At 64.9% G+C, this 16,683-nt stretch carries 18 protein-coding genes; 12 read left to right on the top strand and 6 right to left on the bottom strand.

All coding sequences use genetic code 11. The features are described 5' to 3' along the window. Positions 1–4: 4 nt before the first annotated feature. Positions 5–277 (bottom strand): hypothetical protein, encoded by a 273-nt coding sequence (locus M8J71_RS15445; RefSeq protein ID WP_256248697.1) that lies wholly within the window; start codon positions 275–277, stop codon positions 5–7. Between the two features lie 555 nt (positions 278–832). Between M8J71_RS15445 and M8J71_RS15440 the strand changes: the two genes are divergently transcribed. The 7 genes from M8J71_RS15440 to M8J71_RS15410 all read left to right on the top strand — a co-directional run bounded on the left by M8J71_RS15440 (position 833) and on the right by M8J71_RS15410 (position 6,486). Continuing rightward, positions 833–1,522: a DUF305 domain-containing protein gene (locus tag M8J71_RS15440; protein ID WP_256248696.1), complete on the top strand. Its 690-nt coding sequence runs from the start codon at positions 833–835 to the stop codon at positions 1,520–1,522. A 41-nt stretch (positions 1,523–1,563) separates the two neighbouring features. Continuing rightward, positions 1,564–2,184 carry a DUF3105 domain-containing protein gene (locus M8J71_RS15435; protein WP_256248695.1) on the top strand — a complete coding sequence of 207 codons (621 nt, stop codon included), beginning with the start codon at positions 1,564–1,566 and terminating at the stop codon, positions 2,182–2,184. Between the two features lie 241 nt (positions 2,185–2,425). Continuing rightward, positions 2,426–3,175 carry a cytochrome c biogenesis CcdA family protein gene (locus M8J71_RS15430; RefSeq protein ID WP_256248694.1) on the top strand — a complete coding sequence of 250 codons (750 nt, stop codon included), beginning with the start codon at positions 2,426–2,428 and terminating at the stop codon, positions 3,173–3,175. Positions 3,176–3,347: 172 nt separating this feature from the next. Then, positions 3,348–3,647 carry an SHOCT domain-containing protein gene (locus M8J71_RS15425; protein WP_256248693.1) on the top strand — a complete coding sequence of 100 codons (300 nt, stop codon included), beginning with the start codon at positions 3,348–3,350 and terminating at the stop codon, positions 3,645–3,647. 165 nt (positions 3,648–3,812) lie between these two features. Beyond that, entirely contained in the window at positions 3,813–4,031 is a 219-nt protein-coding gene (locus tag M8J71_RS15420) for a hypothetical protein (RefSeq protein ID WP_256248692.1), read from the top strand. After that, positions 4,028–4,249, top strand: a complete 222-nt coding sequence (locus tag M8J71_RS15415; protein ID WP_256248691.1) for a hypothetical protein — start codon at positions 4,028–4,030, stop codon at positions 4,247–4,249. Before M8J71_RS15420 ends, M8J71_RS15415 begins: the two co-directional genes overlap by 4 nt. A gap of 1,058 nt (positions 4,250–5,307) precedes the next feature. After that, positions 5,308–6,486 carry a prolipoprotein diacylglyceryl transferase gene (locus M8J71_RS15410; RefSeq protein ID WP_256248690.1) on the top strand — a complete coding sequence of 393 codons (1,179 nt, stop codon included), beginning with the start codon at positions 5,308–5,310 and terminating at the stop codon, positions 6,484–6,486. Between the two features lie 74 nt (positions 6,487–6,560). Here M8J71_RS15410 and M8J71_RS15405 read toward each other — a convergent pair whose 3' ends face one another. The 5 genes from M8J71_RS15405 to M8J71_RS15385 form a co-directional block, all read right to left on the bottom strand. Continuing rightward, positions 6,561–7,529 carry a M56 family metallopeptidase gene (locus M8J71_RS15405; protein WP_256248689.1) on the bottom strand — a complete coding sequence of 323 codons (969 nt, stop codon included), beginning with the start codon at positions 7,527–7,529 and terminating at the stop codon, positions 6,561–6,563. Beyond that, positions 7,526–7,897, bottom strand: coding sequence for a BlaI/MecI/CopY family transcriptional regulator (locus M8J71_RS15400; RefSeq protein WP_256248688.1), 372 nt, complete (start codon positions 7,895–7,897; stop codon positions 7,526–7,528). The genes M8J71_RS15405 and M8J71_RS15400 overlap by 4 nt, the downstream gene beginning before the upstream one ends. Before the next feature lie 341 nt (positions 7,898–8,238). After that, positions 8,239–8,502, bottom strand: a complete 264-nt coding sequence (locus M8J71_RS15395; RefSeq protein WP_256248687.1) for a glutaredoxin family protein — start codon at positions 8,500–8,502, stop codon at positions 8,239–8,241. A gap of 14 nt (positions 8,503–8,516) precedes the next feature. Next, a complete protein-coding gene (locus tag M8J71_RS15390) occupies positions 8,517–9,194 on the bottom strand; it encodes a peroxiredoxin family protein (protein WP_256248686.1) in 678 nt (225 codons plus the stop codon). Next, positions 9,194–10,189 (bottom strand): cytochrome c biogenesis CcdA family protein, encoded by a 996-nt coding sequence (locus tag M8J71_RS15385; protein WP_256248685.1) that lies wholly within the window; start codon positions 10,187–10,189, stop codon positions 9,194–9,196. The genes M8J71_RS15390 and M8J71_RS15385 overlap by 1 nt, the downstream gene beginning before the upstream one ends. A gap of 147 nt (positions 10,190–10,336) precedes the next feature. Between M8J71_RS15385 and M8J71_RS15380 the strand changes: the two genes are divergently transcribed. The 5 genes from M8J71_RS15380 to M8J71_RS15360 all read left to right on the top strand — a co-directional run bounded on the left by M8J71_RS15380 (position 10,337) and on the right by M8J71_RS15360 (position 15,389). Further along, positions 10,337–10,966 (top strand): copper resistance CopC family protein, encoded by a 630-nt coding sequence (locus tag M8J71_RS15380; protein WP_256248684.1) that lies wholly within the window; start codon positions 10,337–10,339, stop codon positions 10,964–10,966. Beyond that, positions 10,963–12,894, top strand: a complete 1,932-nt coding sequence (locus tag M8J71_RS15375) for a cytochrome c oxidase assembly protein (protein WP_256248683.1) — start codon at positions 10,963–10,965, stop codon at positions 12,892–12,894. Before M8J71_RS15380 ends, M8J71_RS15375 begins: the two co-directional genes overlap by 4 nt. 426 nt (positions 12,895–13,320) lie before the next feature. Further along, entirely contained in the window at positions 13,321–13,659 is a 339-nt protein-coding gene (locus M8J71_RS15370; protein WP_256248682.1) for a zf-HC2 domain-containing protein, read from the top strand. A 263-nt stretch (positions 13,660–13,922) separates the two neighbouring features. After that, positions 13,923–14,591 (top strand): TlpA family protein disulfide reductase, encoded by a 669-nt coding sequence (locus M8J71_RS15365; RefSeq protein WP_256248681.1) that lies wholly within the window; start codon positions 13,923–13,925, stop codon positions 14,589–14,591. A 513-nt stretch (positions 14,592–15,104) separates the two neighbouring features. Beyond that, complete coding sequence (locus M8J71_RS15360; protein WP_256248680.1) at positions 15,105–15,389, top strand: hypothetical protein; 285 nt, start codon at positions 15,105–15,107, stop codon at positions 15,387–15,389. Positions 15,390–16,683 lie beyond the last annotated feature (1,294 nt).

The raw sequence follows: 16,683 nt of genomic DNA, 5'->3' as shown, positions 1-16,683 counted from the left end.
GCCCTTAGCTGACAGGATCGACCGTGTGGTTCCGTGACTGGTCCGGGAAGTCCTGTTCACCCTCTATCGGGCGGGACGCTGCGGCGCTGGCTTCCTCGCGCTGGCGCACCTCGCCAACCACCACAAACGCCACGGCACCGATGATGGAGGCCGCGACGAAGGCGGCGGTCCCGTAGATCAGCCAGGCCTTTCGGCGGTCCCTGGCACGTTGTTTCGCTTGAAGTGCCTTCAGGATCGCCTGTCGATCCTCCTGGGGTGTCCGCGGCTGGGGCATCACTGGGCTCGCTTTCGTCGGTAGTGTATGGCCGGAGCGGGTGCTGGTTGTCAGAGTCGGGCGTTTAGTTGCGAGTTCACAACCCCGGCTTAACACTCTCCGCCCTACTTTAAAAGCTCCCGCGCCCCGCCACGGCAATAAGACTTACTCATCTAGGTCCCCGGGTACAGGAGCATGTCGTATCAGTAGGTACCCCCGGGGGCTGTGGGAACTTCTGATCGCGATTCCCTTGGCCGTCTTGGGGAGCATCTTGTCATGCCGCATCAGATTAAATACTTAAAGATCCATGGGAAAAGATGCATAATTTTTCCATTCGGTCTCGTTACAGTCGCCGGGGCTGCCTGCCAGACCAGCAGGCTGTCCGGCCGTCGGCGTTACTGCATTCCGACGGTAAACACCACACCCTACTAGGTTGTATAGTACTTGATGTCCGGCACCTACCCTTCCCCCAAAGGGGCGGGTGTCGGGCCTTCAGAATTTGCCGACGTGTCCGGATGCGCCGCCGGCCCGAACTGTATGAGGAACGTCCTAGCCGACGTTGATACCCGAAGGATTTTAATGCCGCTTCCATCCACAATGCCGCCGGACGGCATCGAACCGGTTATTCCCCGGCCACGGGCCGGGTATCTGTGGTTTGGCTCCGTTGCCGTTGTTATCCTCACTGCTCTGATTTTCTTTGGTATAGGTTGGTCGTCCGCCACACCGCGGCCCGTGCCGGATACGGGCGTGGACGCCGGATTTGCCCGGGACATGCAGGAACATCACGCGCAGGCCGTTGAGATGGCCCTGCTGATCCGTGATAAGTCCAGTAATCCGGAGATCAGGGCTGTCGCTTACGACATTGCCACCAGCCAGCAGCACCAGAAGGGGCAGATGTACGCCTGGCTGCAGGATTGGGGGCTGTCACAGGCACGGTCCATCCCGCCCATGGGATGGATGGAATCAGGGGCAGGCGGTCACGGAAGCGCCTCGCCGCATGCCTCACAAAGTGGCTCGGGCGGCGGCAACGGCGTAATGGAGGGCATGGCCGCCCCTGAGCAGATGCAGGCGCTGCGTCAGTCCTCCGGCGCTGACGCTGACCGACTGTTCATCGACCTGATGATCCGCCACCACCAGGGCGGCGTCGCCATGGCCTCTGCCGCAGTACGTTTGGCAGAGACCGCGACGGTACGGGATTTCGCGACCCTGATCATGGATGCCCAGACAGCAGAAATCACTGCCCTTCAAGAGCTGCGCCGCAGCCTCTGACCGCACTAACGAAAGCGAGAAGACAGATGCCATCATCGAGAATGAGCGCGGAGGAACGTAAAGCCCTGGTCGAGGCGATGCGGAGCAAACAACGCGCGGCCGATCGGCGCAAAGCCTGGTTGATTTACGGTACCGGCGGCGTCATCATCACCTCCATCATCGGGGCCACGGCCTTCGTCGTTATCGGTGAGGTCCAGAAACAGGAGACAGTCACGGCTGAGGCCTCCAGGCCAATTGAAGGCGTGCAGGAGTTCCCCGATCAATCCAGAAACCACATCCGCGGGTCCGTTAGCTACCCCAGGAACCCGCCGACGGGCGGTGATCACGCACCGGTTTGGACGAACTGCGACGTCTACACTGCTCCGGTCGAACCGACCCGGGCGGTGCATTCACTCGAGCACGGGGCCGTATGGCTTTCCTACCGGTCAGACCTCCCACAGGACCAGGTTGCCGAACTCGCGTCACTGGCTGGCGCCCAAGACTACCTCCTGCTTAGCCCGGTCACCGATCAGACCTCGCCCATTACCGCAACCGCATGGGGTAAGCAGCTCTCGGTGGACACAAGCAGCGATGAACGCATCGCCACCTTCATTAAGAAGTACCGGCAAAGCCCCGATGCCCCCGAACCCGGCGCTGTCTGCTCCGGCGGTGTCGACAGCTGACCGGAGCGCTTGCAGAGACGGAAGAGAAACGCGCGGCCGGACCGCCGGCTGTGAATCGTTTTGACAGCACCGCCGGCACGGACGCGGACGAAATTTGGATGCGGATCTGCAGGACGACCAAGCGTTGTCCCGTACCAGGGGACGGAGCGTGCTCCCCGGTGCGGGATGCCCTCACAGGTCCTAAGTACTACATCCGGTAGTATTGGCGGGCCTCCAGATCCCGATGAGCTACAGGAGCACCATGAGCCCCGGTGAATTCTTCGCGCAGACAGCGCTGTCAGGTGCGCTTCTGATCGCGGTCCCGCTGGCCGTTACCGCTGGAATCGTCTCGTTCATTTCCCCCTGCGTGCTGCCTCTGGTGCCTGGCTATCTCGGCTACGTATCCGGTCTGGCAGGTACGGACCATGCACGGGCAAAGCGCCGGATCGTCCTCGGGGTCAGTCTGTTTGTTCTGGGCTTCGCGGTGGTCTTCGTGCTCTACGGGGCGGCCTTCGGTGCCGTCGGCGGCTGGCTCGCCCGGTGGCAGGACCTGCTGATCCGGGTTCTCGGCATCGTCGTCATCGTAATGGGTTTGGTGCTCATCGGGCGCCTCCCCTTCCTGCAGCGGACAGTGAAGTTGCCGTGGAAGCCATCCTCCGGGACCGCGGGAGCACCTTTCCTGGGCGTTGTTTTCGGTCTGGGCTGGACGCCCTGCATCGGACCCACGCTCAGTGCCGTACTGGCTCTGAGTACGGCCAGCGGCTCTGCATGGCGCGGCGCCCTGCTTGCGTTCGCCTACTGCATCGGCCTCGGAATCCCGTTCCTGCTGGTGGCGCTGGGCGTTAACTGGGTCAGCGGAACGGTCTCGTTCATCAGTCGGCACATCCGTAAATTCAACATCGCCGGCGGCATTATCCTGGCCGTCCTGGGACTGCTCATGGTTTCCGGCGTCTGGACCCAGTGGATCTATCAGCTCCAGAATCTGATCGGAATCTTCTCAACCCCGGTCTGAGCCCTGCAGCACCGCCAGTGCCGGCACCCGCACCGGTGATGGAAGCTGCCGTGGACCGGCTTCGCCCCCGGCTCTCCTGCAGGTCCCGATGGAATGCACAACTCCCGCTTCTTCCTACCTACTATCAAGAATAGTAATATTGTGGCGTAGGTCAGGTACTGAAGAGAGTGTGATGGGCATGATGGGTTACGGCGACGGAATGATGGGCGGCTGGTCCCTTGCGTGGAGCGTTCCGGCCCTGTTGCTCGTACTGGCCGCAGTGGCGTGCGTGGCACTGCTGGTCGCCTGGCTCGTCCGGCGGGGTACCGTCCCGCAGCGTGGAGTCCCGCGCGGCGGGCAGGAGGCCGGTGAGATTCTGCGCCGGCGTTTTGCGGCGGGCGAGATTGATGACGACGAGTACAGGCGGCGCCTGAGCGTGCTGGACGGTCCGCAAGCCCCTGGTGAGGGCAAGGTCTCCGGGTTGGCGGGCTGAAACCTCGACTACTGCAACCCCATGCACTACTATGTTACTTAGTAGATGTGGGTGGTTGGGCTCGGGCTCGTTTCAGGGTCCGGCCGACCCGCCGGCCTCTGGCAGTCAAAAAGCCGGGTGGCTGACCATTCGTCTTCACGATCACTGACATAAGGAAGCGAAACAATGGAACAGATTTTCTACGGACTGGCAGTTTTGGCTTGCCCGCTGGGCATGGGCGCCATGATGTGGCTGATGATGCGTTCGGGCAAGAAAGCGCCGGCAGATGCCCCTACGGAAGCGTCTGCGGCAGAGCTCGCCCAGCTGCGCGCTGATCTTGACAGGCTGCGCTCGGGCCAGAACCTCGCCCACGAAAGCGGAGCCGCCGACAAGGGAACCCGATGACAGGAACCCTTACGGCCCTCCTCGTGTTGCTGCTCTCCCTGGCAGCAACATATTTCTTCTGCATCCGGCCCATGCGCCAGGGCCACTGCGCCATGGGGCAGCTGGCCTCCGGCACGGACACAGCATGCCATGACCGAGCGGGCACCGAAGAAGCCGCGCGCCTCAAAGCCGAGATCGCGGCCCTGCGCACGCAATCGGCCCAGCCGGACCCCAAGTAGCCCCGCCAGCCAGGGACCCAACACCGCAAGGAAAACTCCATGCCCGGTTGTAAGCCCCGGGGCTCTTCCGGTCTGGCCCCTTCCGCTCAATGCCCCGGTACTGGCCCTCTCCCGCCTGTTGATCCTGCGGACGGGGCGGCGGTAACCGTATGGGCGGGCCGGCCGGCCGTGATGTCTGCCCGTCGGACCGGTCCCTCCATACGACGTCCGGCACGACAGGGGCCGGTCCCGGCAGCCCCAGCGCTGCTCATCCTGATCGCACTGGCCCTGTCTTTTGTTTGTGCCACAAACTTTTCACCCTCCGGCACTGCCTTCCCGGCCGAGCCGGCCTTGGCCGCAGGCCCTCTTGACGGCATTCAGGAAGCGGCGCCGGCGCAAGCCACGAATGGCTCCTGCCCCGCCTCGGCAATCCAGAATCCAGCCGCGCCCGTTTCGGTTCCCTCCTGCGCGAGTGACACGCCCGTCCCTGCCAGCGCCCGGGAGCAGACACAATCTGTGCAGCTGGCTGATGCACCGCCGCTCTCTGGCGAGATGCCAGCTCCGGGCACCTTCTCCGAGGCTGCCCAGGCTATCCGCGCCCGCGCCCCAAACGCTCTGTCTCTAACGCAACTTTCGATCAGCCGGACATAAAGAACCCGCTGTATGCAGGCACCGTCCTGCCGTGGCCTTGCTGCCCGCTGACGGTTTCCTTGACCTGCCCTGGCCGACACGTTTATTCCGGCCCGGCGCTGGTCGCCCTCATCTTCCGACGAGTTTCCGCCTGCCCGTCTGCCGCAGGCGCATCCGCCCCTTCCGGAGCCCTTCACCGTGCACATCGCGGACCATTCCCACAAGACAGGTTTTTCATCATGACCAAGAAACGGCGCAGGCCGGTATCGAAGAGGCCGACCGCGGCCACCACGAACAATCCACGCCCGCAACAGGGCCCCGGTGCCGGCCTTCACGGCGGGATCGACATAGTCGCAGCGGTCGCGGCCAAGCATAATGTGCCCGCCGGCCCACGGCAGAACACGAATAAACCAGCCCAATCCGGCATTCGACACTCCCAGCCGAAAACCATGCCTCCCCCGGACCTGCGCTCGGGCCCTGTGTCCTCCCCGGTTCCGACAGATCCGTCCTCCCCGCCTTTGGACGGCCCTCCCCCGGGCCCGGATCAAGCACAGGATCCCGCCGCTGGCAAGGAGCACCCCGGATTATTCGACAGCCTGGACCCGCAGGGGCTGGCGGCGACGCACTGGATCGACACCGACACGTGGGAGGGCCCGACAAGGGTGTCGGTGCGCTTCTCCGGCACCAGGACCGCCAGCGAACCCGGAGCGCCTGCCGAACAATTCGAGACATACGAAGACGTGGATTCCATCACGCCCGGGACCGGCAGGATCGCGGTCACCTCGCGCGTGAGCGGGGTCGGCGCGGGAACCTGGAACGTAACATCGGTGCCTGTCCGGGGCGGGATACCCGCATCGTCACCCGCGGCCCGCAAGGTACTTCCAGGAACGGTCCCGGTCTCCTCCACAGCTCTTACCCGGTTCGCCGCCCTCGCCCAGGGGCCGGGGGTCCATGTCGCCTTGTGGCCGCTCCTGGTAGCGCTGGGTGCCATCCTGGCCATGGTGCTTCAGGCCGTGTTCCTGAGCAGGCAGGGCATCGATCCTGCCGGTCCCCTCTGGCTGACCATCGTGGCCAACGCCGTGGGAGGGGTGGGCGCCCGGCTTTGGTGGCTGGCGCTGAAACGCCAGCCGCTGACGAATTTTCTTAAGGCAGGGGCCTGTATCCAGGGCTTCATCGCCGGGGCGCTGGGGACCGTCATTATCGGTTCGCTGATCTTTGGCATGCCGACGGGTCGGATCCTTGATGCCACGGCGGCCGGGCTTTTCTTCGGAATGGCGGTGGGGCGCCCCGGCTGCTTTTTCACAGGCTGCTGCGCCGGCCGGCCGACCGCCTCACGGTGGGGAGTGTGGTCCTCCGATCGCCGCTTGGGCCGCCGCAGACACCCGGTCCAGCTTTACGAGGCATTCCTTGCATTGCTGATCGGCATCGGGACGGTGCCCTTCATGCTGGCGGCGCCACTGAATATTCCCGGACTGGTCTTCGTAGCAACCGTCACGGTCTACACCCTCAGCCGGCAGCTGCTGTTCCCGCTCCGCGAGGACCCCAGAACACGGCGGGGAAGGGCCCTGACCATCGCCGCGTGCATCCTCATCCTGACAGCAGTCACCCTGCTCGAAACCACATCCTGATAGCGGCTGCCGTACCTGCCTCCCCGGCGGTACGGCACACCCTGGGGCTGGCCCGGACCAGCGGGAAGCGGTGTTTAGGCCGACGTTGAGATGCCGTCCACCGGGCAGGGGGGCATGGTCCCGGCGGCAGCGGCGGGCACGATGGCGAAGAACACCGGCATGGCCAGCAGCGCGCCTGTTGCCATGGTGGCCACAACAGTCCGGCCCGTGCCGAGAGGACGGGCCGGGGCCAGCAGGCGCCGGACCCGGCTCAGCGCCGATTCGCCGCCAGCGCCCAGGGCCGCTGCCGGGGTCACGCTGCGCTCTGCCAGGCGGACGAGTGCAGTCGCTACGGTCATGCGGTCACTGCTTTCGGCGGCGTCGTCGTCGGCCATCATTTCCACCAAGCGTCCGAGCGCCGCGCGGGCCTCGCGGAAGGCCGGGATGCCCGGGAAAGCGTGCAGCAGGGCATCGGCGGCTGCAAGTATGAGGTGGTGGCGCCCGTGCAGGTGGGCGCGTTCGTGGGCGAGTACCGCGTCGAGCTGCTTCGGATCCAGGACCGAGAGGGTTGCGCTCGTCAAAACGATCTGGCTGTTCCGGCCGGGAAGGCAGTAGGCCGCCGGCGCGGCGTGCTCGATGACCAGCGCGTCCAGGTTCTCGTGCGGGCTGGCGATCATGCCCACGGCCTCCAGCTGCCGGGATCTGCTCCGGGCCGCCGCCGTCATGCCCCTGGTCAGGCTGTAGGCCACCCTGGCCATCACGGCTGCAGCGCCAAGGAGGCCGGTGCTGCTGACAATGGCGCCGCCCGGGGTGGAGTACTGCTCCTGGAGGGCCATCGCGCAGGCCCGGACGAGGTGGGCCAAATCTGCCGTCCAGGGAATCACCGGAACTGCCAGGGACAGGCCGGCGAGCACGACGGTGGATACAAGGGAGATGCTCAGGGCCTGCCAGGCGGCAACGCCCAGCCGCGGGGAGCGCTCCAGCCAGGTGCTGCGCTTCAGCACCATTGGCCCAAACGCGACAAGCACTGCTGCGAGAAGGATCAGAACGACCGGGGCAATCATTGTGCGTTTCCGCCCGGGACGTACTCACTCAGCGCCTGGCGAAGGCGGGCTACTTCGTCAGCGGGTATTTGCTCCAGGAAGTGGAGCAGGGTCACCCGCCGGTCAGTGCTGCCGGCCAGGACCTCACCCATGAAGGCCGCGGTGTGCTGTTCGCGGGTCTGCGCCGGACGGTAAAGGTAGGCCCTGCCCTCCTTCTCACGAGTGAGGAGACCTTTGCGATGAAGGTTGTCCATAACCGTCATGATGGTGGTATAGGCCAGGGTCCTGTCCCGCTGGAGGTCTTCCAGGACCTCGCGCACGGCAACAGGATGGTCCCAGGCCCACACCCGGTCCATGACCAACTTTTCCAGTTCTCCGAGCTGACGCACCACGGCACGAGCCTTTCCTAGTTCGGCCGGGGCGGCCGCATGAACTACCCTCCATAGTATCCCAGCCGCGCGGCACAACATCCTTGAGGTGCAAGGATGCGGTTCTGGGCGGCGGTGGGCCTCCTCCCCGTCGGGGGGGCGGAAGGCATCCGAGGGCCACATGGTCGATCTGCTTGCTCGGCCGGATGACAGGGACGCGGGATGCCCCCCGGCGGAGATTTTGTGGCCTGAGACCGTTGCCAATGGCCGCCCCGGGGTCCACTGCCGGTTGCCCCGGCTTCGCGGGCCCGATGCAGGTTCAGCTCGGAGAGGTTCCGCTTGGCGGTTGAGAGCCTGTTTTACTAACGGGGGGGTGACGTGTGTGCGAGGTGGCGGCGGAGCTTTTTCTCCGACAGCCGCCCGTAGCTGAACAGCTCCCCGTTGATCAGAATGCCTGGTGCGAACACGACCCCGGCCCGGCCTGCGAGTTCACGCCCCGCTTCGGTCTCGAGGCTGACTTCCCGGATGTCCAGGGAGTGGTCTTCGCTCAGGCCGGCGAGGATTATCTTGGCTTGCTCACAGGAGGCGCACGAGCTCTGGGTGAGGATGGTGATGTCTGTTGTCATATGCTGCCGGTCCGTCACTTGGTTGTCTTTCCTGCCTGAAGGTCGGAGAGGAGTTTGTTGACCGGGACGTACATCGTGTAGTCCGGGGCTCCGCCGTAGTCTGCCCGCCACTGGATGGTTCCGTCCGGGCCGACCAGGATGAAGCTGTGTCCGTTGCGGGAGTCGCCCATCATGCCGTACTTGTTGGCCTCGTAGTTGCGGGAGATGTCCAGCTTCGTGTCGGCCAGGGCGATGGCGGAGAGGTTGTCGTCGTCCATTTTCTGGGCGATGAGGTTGGCCGGTCCGCTGGTGATGGTCAGCAACTGGTCGATTCCGGCCGCTTTCAGCTGCGGCCGGGCTGCATCCAGGTCCCGGATCTGGTCCCAGCACGGCTGGCAGCCCAAGCCTTCGTGGAAGTAGAGCAGGACTGACTTGCCGCGGTAGTCGCTGAGTTTCACGGTGCTGCCGGTGGTTGAGGGCAGTGCGAAGTCCGGGGCCTTGGCGCCTGGTCCGGGGTTGCCGACCGCGTAGCCGGCAGCGGAGGACTGCGTCGATCCGCCCGTTGCCGCCGGGGGCTGGTTGCTGGTGATGAGAAGGACGACGGCGGCCAGGACTGCCACGGTGCCGGCGGCAATGCCGCCCCAGAGCAGGCCCCGACGCTTCGGACCTTTCCTGTTGCTGGTGGTGCGTGGGCTGGTTTTTGTGGGGGCCATTAGAGGGTCTCCTTGAGATGTTCGGGGTGTTTCCCATCACAGGATGATGTTTGTGCTGCCGGCTGGGCCGGTTGGTTCTGTTCTGAATCGGGCGGGCACGCGCTGCAGGATCCGGCCGGGACTGCGGCGCCGGCAGCCGGGCCGGTTGCCGGTTGCCGGCGCCGGATGGCTTTCCAGACCAGCACCCCAAGGACGGCGAAGACTGCGGCGGCGGAGAGCCAGCCGGGCACGAATGCAAGGTAGTCCTCGATGTTGGAGGCTGCGTGGTTGAGGGCGGCGGTGACTTCCACCTGCCACCCGTCCGGGGCCATTCCCGGTCCCTGGATGGCGATGACGATGGTGATCAAGCCCATGCCGATCATCAGGACGCCAGAGAGCAGTGTCACCAGCGGCACACGCCTTGCCCCGCCCGGCCAGAGCGGGACCGTTCGGGCCGAAAGCAACCGGCTGGCACCCCAGTTCTTTTTGTCCCACACCAGTGCCAGGGCGCACAGCGGGGCCACCATCCCGAACACATAAGCAATGCCGACAGCGAGGGCGGCGGGGAAGGAAGACGCTGCGCCGGACAGCGCGGCCACCCCGGCCAGGACGGGCGCGCAGCATGCACTCGCTGCCCCGGAGAACACGCCCAGCCCGAACACGGATCCTATGCCGGTTCCGCCGCCGCGCCCGGAAGGCATCGGGAGCATCATCTTCCAGCCTGCCAGGGTGGCGGCTCCGACGGCGATCATCACCAGCCCGACCGCGCTGAAGATCCAAATGTGGTAGCCGAACAATACCCGGCTGATCACGGCCGCCCCAAGGGCGATGGGTAGGATTATTGTGCCTACTCCGGCGGCAAAAACAAGTGTCATGCCCAGGATCCTGCTTCGGCGCCGGAAGCTGGAGGCGAAGAACGCCGGCAGCATCACCGAAACGCAGCACGGCGCCATCAACGCCACAATGCCGCCGAGAAACGAGGCCAGGATCGTTGTGGAGAGCAGAACCTGCTCCATGGACCAACTCCAATCGGGATAGACAAGCAAAACCGTTCAATACTATTGAACATAGTAGAGCATTTACTAGCCGGTATAGTAGAACGTGTGTTTTATATGCCTCCGGGCAGGGTCCAGACCCGAACGACAGACAGGGAAAATTTGCCTATGCCACATGATGCAGGGCGCATGCGCGCCCGCAGGGGGACAGTTCTCCTTGCCTTCCTGCTGGGACTGGCGTCTACGGTGATTCCGGCCGGGCCGGCGTCGGCGCACACCTATCTGGATGGCAGCGAACCGGCCCAGGATGCGCAGCTGTCCGCCGCCCCTGAGCGGGTAAGCCTGGTCTTCGATGAGGGCATTCAGGCCCAGTTCACGAAGGTGACCCTGGCTGTCGGTTCAGCCGCGCCGGCCACCTTGGCAACGGAGATCACCGAGCAGAACGTCGTTGTCCCGGTTCCCGCCGGCGTCGCAGGCCGTCAGCCGCAGGGCAGTACTGAGCCGTGGACAATCACCTACCGGACGGTGGCCGCCGACGGTCACCCCGTGGAGGGGACGCTGACGTTCTCGGTCACCGCATCCGCGGCGTCAGCATCGGCGGCGCCGCAGCCGGTTACACAACCCACCGAACCCGTGAACCCGTCCGCGGCCGAGGCTGGCACCACGCAGCAGGGCGTGCCGGACGCCCCGGAACCGTTCCCCTGGCCGGCTGTGGGTCTGCTCTCCGCGGTGACGCTGGCCGTGGCAGGCGTGTTCTGGCTGCTGGCCCACCGGGCACAACGATCCGGACGCCTGTGACCCGTCTTGCCCGCGCCGCCCTTGCCGGCGCACTGGTCCTGATTGTTCCCCTCACGACCCTCTTTGTCCTGAATCTGGTTGGGGCCATGGAGGCACCCTCCCCCGGCCTTCCGGACCCCGGGGATCTGACCCGGTGGGCACTGCCTGCATCCCGTGCCGTTCATGATGTGGCGGCGACCGTGACGATCGGATTTCTTGTCCTCGCGGCCACGGTGCTGCCGCAGGACCCGGACCGGCCCGGCAGTCTTGGCCGGGCTGCTTCGCGGGCCATGTTCTTTGCCGCGGTCGCCGGCAGTGTGTGGACTGTCACCGGCACGGTGGCGCTGACCTTTTCCTTTGCCGATATGGCCGGTACCGACCCGTTCGGTCCGGGTGCCTCTCTTGATGCAGTCACGTCGTTCATTTTCGATCTGGCACTTGGCCGGTCCCTGGCCATCAATGTCGTACTGGCCGCGGCGGCTACCTCGGGGGCCTGGCTGGCGACACGCACCACGACGGCGGGAGTATGCGCCCTGCTGGCCCTGGGCGCGCTGTTCCCGCTGACGGTGACCGCCCATGGGGCCTCCAACCATGAGGACGCCGTCAACCTGCTGGCCCTTCACCTGATTGGCGCGACGATCTGGGTCGGCGGCCTGGCAGCGATGTACGTCCTGCGCCATCAGACGGGCGGCCTCGTGGTCACGGTCCGCCGCTACTCCCGGCTGGCTGGATGGTGCTTCGTGCTGGTGCTGCTCTCCGGCCTCTGGAGTGCGGTGCTGCGGCTGAATGGCGCGGACCTTCTGGGCAGCGCGTACGGTGTCCTCCTGGTCCTCAAAGCCGCCGCCCTGGTCCTGCTCGGGCTCGCAGGCTGGCTGCACCGGGCACGCACCATCCGGGCGTTGGAAAGCAACCCGCGGAGCACGGCAGGCTTCGTCCGCCTTGCCGTAGCCGAGCTGGCGCTGATGGCCCTCACGGTAGGTCTGGCGGTCGCACTGGGGCGAACGTCACCTTTTGCCACCAGCCCGGTGAAAAGCACTGCCGAATCGCTGCTTGGCTCCGAACTGCCGCCCTGGCTGGGCGCAGCCGAGTGGGTGAGCCAGTGGCACGCCGACGTTGTCTGGGCGCCGGTGACAGTGCTGCTCGCCGCCGGATACCTGGCCGCCCTCAGGCGCTGGAACCTCGGCACCGTGCCGTGGCCGCCGACGCGGACGTTCTTTTGGCTGCTGGGCTGTGTACTCCTTGCCTGGGCAACCAGCGGCGCACCGGCGGTCTACGGCCGGCTGCTGCCGGGTATGCACGTGCTCGCTGAAATGATCATAGGGCTGGCCGTCCCCGTTTTGCTGCTCCTGGGCCGTCCCGAAATTCTGGCCGCCGCTACACTCCCCCGGCGCGCAGACGGAAGCCGCGGCCTGCGGGAATGGGCCGCAGTGTTCCTGACATCCCGTGTCGTGCTCGGGATCGCCAAGCCCGTACCGGCCCTGGCCCTATACGCCGTGTTCGTTGCCGGATACTACTTCACTCCCGTGCTGCAGCTTTCCCTGAGCAACAACCCTTTCAGACTCGCAGCCATGACCGCCGCCCTGGGCGTGGGACTGAACCTGGCTGCGGCCCTGCTCAAGTGCCGTGACCGCAAGGCAGGCAGCAGGGCTCTGTGGGTCCTGGCAGGGGCCGTGTCCGTGCACGTTGCCGCGGGCCTGGCCGTAATCGCCGGCGGCATGCAGGGCGATGACTGGTATAGCTACATCCAGTCATTCTGGAACTACTCCACTACGGCCCAGCACAGCACGGCAGGCCAGGTGCTGTGGGGCTCGGCCCTTGTCCCGCTGCTCGCGCTCGGAGCCGCTGTTCTGCAGCCTTCGGCGCTTCGGTCAAATTCCCTGCCGCCCTCAACGGCGGAATCCAGCGGCCGCCCGGCCGATCCGGCGGGCAAGCCGCGTACGCGCCGCTGATCCCGCAGCTGCAACGGCCAGCTGGTAGCGGCCCCAGGCTGCCCGTGGCTTCGGCAGCCGTCCACCGCAACTGAGGAGCACGGTCCTCGGAGGGCCGCCGAGAGCAACCTGACGGTGCGCAAGCCTCCCCCGGCCTTCTTACCTGTCGGTGCCAATCCGATGCGTGCCTGAAGCGCGCAGACAAGACTGTCCGTCCCCTGCCGTGAGGAGGAAAGCGCAGCCCTGCCGCTACATCGGCCGCCATCCCTGGGCATCGCCGGCCCCAAAGCCAACGTGGGCATTGGTCCTCAGCACCTTTGGGAGAAGTCCGGTGTTCGTAGCGGCCGAAAACGCGAAGCTGAACCGAAGGCAGCGCCGCGTGCGTCTTAGCAGCCGGAGGTGTAATGCCAACGGAAGGCATGCATGCTATGCGAAAGGTTTCAAGGCATGAATACGAATGAGACCGACAGATACCGGCATTGGGCTGCCGTCTATGTCCTTGGCGCCCTCGATCCCGGGGAGCGAGGCGAATACGAGACGCATCTGGCCGTCTGCGCCAAGTGCTCGGCCACGGTGGCAGAATTTTCCGGATTGCCGCAGATGCTTGACGCCTTGGGCCCTCGGGAGGCCCAAACCATCAGGCCGAGCGTCCCACGGCAGGATGCGCTCGGCAGGCTGGCGGCAAAATTCCCGCGGGAGGCGCGCCTGCTCCTTGCCGTTCTTGGGGCCGGACTTCGCGCGGCGAACTGCAGCGGCGGCGGAACCACCCGCCCGGGCAGGCGATAGAGGACCCCCGGGATTATTTCCGGAGCCGTCGCTTCCGGGTGTCCTGCAGCAGACACCAACGGGAGACGCGTCTGCCTGTGCTGGAGTGTCACCACGACAATCTGGCGCCGGCCTTCAGCGGGAGGGGCGGATGCCGATCATGTACTACTATAACGCCTAGTAGAAATGATGGTCTGCCCGGCCGAATGGACCCGGCAGATGGCTGGCCTGCTGTGCAGTGAGGTGTCCAGGGCCGAGATGCGACATGTGAGGGTGCAGCAAGAATGATGAAACCTTCCTCAGGAAGAACGACCGTCACCGTGACAAATCGTCGGCGCTCCATGAACGGGCGACCCCGGCTTCACCAGGCGGTGTGCACAGTTGCCGCGTCGGTTGTGTTGGGGGTGGCTCTGAGCTCCTGCTCCTCGGCCAATGACTCGCTTGCACAGCAGGCGGCGGCGGGCGATAACAAGAACTACGTCGCCGGCGACGGTTCCGTTACTGAATATTCGACCGCCCTCCGGGGAGCGCCGATTGAACTGGACGTGCCGATGATGGACGGCACACAACTGACCTCGGCAGACCTGCAGGGAAAAGTGGCGGTACTCAATTTCTGGTATGCCGCTTGCGCGCCCTGCCGGCTCGAGGCGCCGACGCTTGAAGCCCTTGATCAGGAATTCGCTCCCAAGGGAGTGGTTTTTAAGGGCGTCAACCTACGCGATGACGCTGCCACCGGGGAGGCGTTCGAGCGGTCCTTCGGCATCACCTATCCAAGCGTGCTGGACAAATCCGGCACGGTGCTGCTGGCCATGAGCCAGTACGTTCCGCCGCAGGCAGTTCCGACCACGCTGGTCATTGACAAGCAGGGGCGCGTGGCCGCCAGGATTCTGGGCGTGGCCGAAAAGAGCACCCTCAGAGCCCTTCTCACCGACGCCATTGCTGAACCCGAGTAAAATTTTTGCTGGAGCTGCCCAAGAACAGGGACAGGAGGGGGCAGTAGCTGAGCGGATGCGGCCGGCAGACTCTGCCATAGCGGCGGGCCGCCTTCTGTAATGCTCTGCACCTGGCCCACAAAGCATTTGCGCCACGAACAGGCCGCTGTCACTTGAACGCTTCCCGGGGTGCAGGGGATAACGATGCCCTTAGATGCTGCCCCTGAGGGTGACCCTCCTCCCTTGCTGCTGATGCTGGCCGCAGCCGCCCTGCCGGGGATTGTTCCGCAGCATCCGGCGAACCCCGCCGTGCGCCGCAGTACTTTAAGGACGACGCAGTCCGACCGGTCCCCCAGGGCACGGCAGCTGGGCATATTCGCTGCATCCCGTCAGGTTTGGCAACGGTGGCACGTCGGGCTTTCGCTGGAGGTCCATAACTTGGCAACCTGTGGAACTTCACACTACTATGTAACATAGTAGGCAAATGCTACTCATAGACGAAAGAAGGAGGCGCTCATGCGCTCACGTACTTGGATGGTCACCCTCGCAACGGCCGGCTTTCTTGCCGCCAGCGCGGCAGCTCCCGCCTACACCGCCGAAGGATCGGCTCTGGCAGCAAGTTCGGCCCGGGCGGAGGAGCGAACCGCGACAAGCGGCCCGGATGGTATGCCTGATATGGGTCGGATGCACGAGCAGATGATGAAGGGGATGTCCGATGGGACCAGCATGGAAGATATGATGCAGCGCAACCCGGGCCTGGCGAAAATGTGCGAGAAGATGATGAGCGATACCGCCCCAACAGGGACATCGTCTGTCTAACACCTTCGAGCTATTCTTGTGAAAATGTGTGGCATCCCGGCAGCCGGTCGCCACCTTCGCTTCACTGCACTCCAGGCAGAAGCCGCACCTGGTATCCGAGATTCGCTGCCTTGGGCATTCGGGACAACCAGACGTCGACTAACCGCGGGCCAGAGGCCCCATCGAGAAGACGACCGGCTGGCTTAGCAGCTGGGCCCTGCCACCCGACTGGCCACGGCTATGCTTCAGCAAACAGCAAGTCCTGGATGAGGGGCGAGGACAACACGGGCAGAACCCGAGTTCACGCAGGGCGCCGGGGCCGGTGCCTTCCCCACATCTCATGGTCCAACCTTTGGAGTTCCCCGTGCCACTGCACTCCTTGCCCTTCTCCCGGCCGGCGTCGCCGCCACCACCGCTCTCCTCCTGGCCCTCTCCGCCTGCACCTCAACGACCGGCGCCCCGGACGCCACCGCACCATCCACGGCTGCCTCAGGCCTGCCCAGTGCCCACATCCACGGCCTTACCGTCACAGATGAAGCAGACCAGATTCTCCTGGCAACACACGACGGCCTGTTCGACGTCTCGAAGCAACCGGCTACCAAAATCGGGGCCACCAATGACCTTCTGGTCAGCAAAGTGGAGACGAGTCCCAAACATCGAAAACTGAAAGCCGTGCAGAGGACTTCGGATATTTAGTGCAGACGACTTCGGAAACTGACATGAAGCGACCTACTCCGCAGGCGGCGGTTCTACTAACTAAGTCTCAAACCTGCTTGTTGAATCGCCATACCAACCGTTAGTGATGACACATCGGAGCAGCAAGGATGATTTGTTGCCTACATATGAGTTTCGACCCGACACCAGTTGCCCCGACCGGCACCAAAGCGGAACTGTAACAGCCGCGGAGGCTGCGGCGATACCTTCACATCGACCACGGCGTCTCGGGGGGGCGTTTAGATTCCCCCGAGGGCGAAGGTCCGGAAATTCGTCTGAGTAGGCCACACCCCAACCTGACGTCGGCGCTCCACCCGGGTCCTGTCACAACAGAGTCCATTTCATTCTTTCCTGACAAGGTCACGAGTGGGTCGGAACTCAACCTGACACGTGGGGGCGAAGACCCTGGGGGTCGATGCAGACGTGCGGAAGGTCGGGCCGAGGCCCAGTGCTGATGGAGTTCAGGACCATCTGAAGACTGGAGACTGCGGTGAGATGGCTTAGGTCTTCTGGCCTTCACTGCAGCTCGAGGTCCGCGTTCACTCCTCGCACGTCGCCCACGGCGAACCCGGGCAGCAGCTCGGAGCCAGGCTCGGGCAGG

The sequence above is a fragment of the Pseudarthrobacter sp. R1 genome, assembly GCF_024494415.1.
Lineage (GTDB): Bacteria > Actinomycetota > Actinomycetes > Actinomycetales > Micrococcaceae > Arthrobacter.
This window is presented reverse-complemented; position numbering and strand designations above follow the sequence as displayed.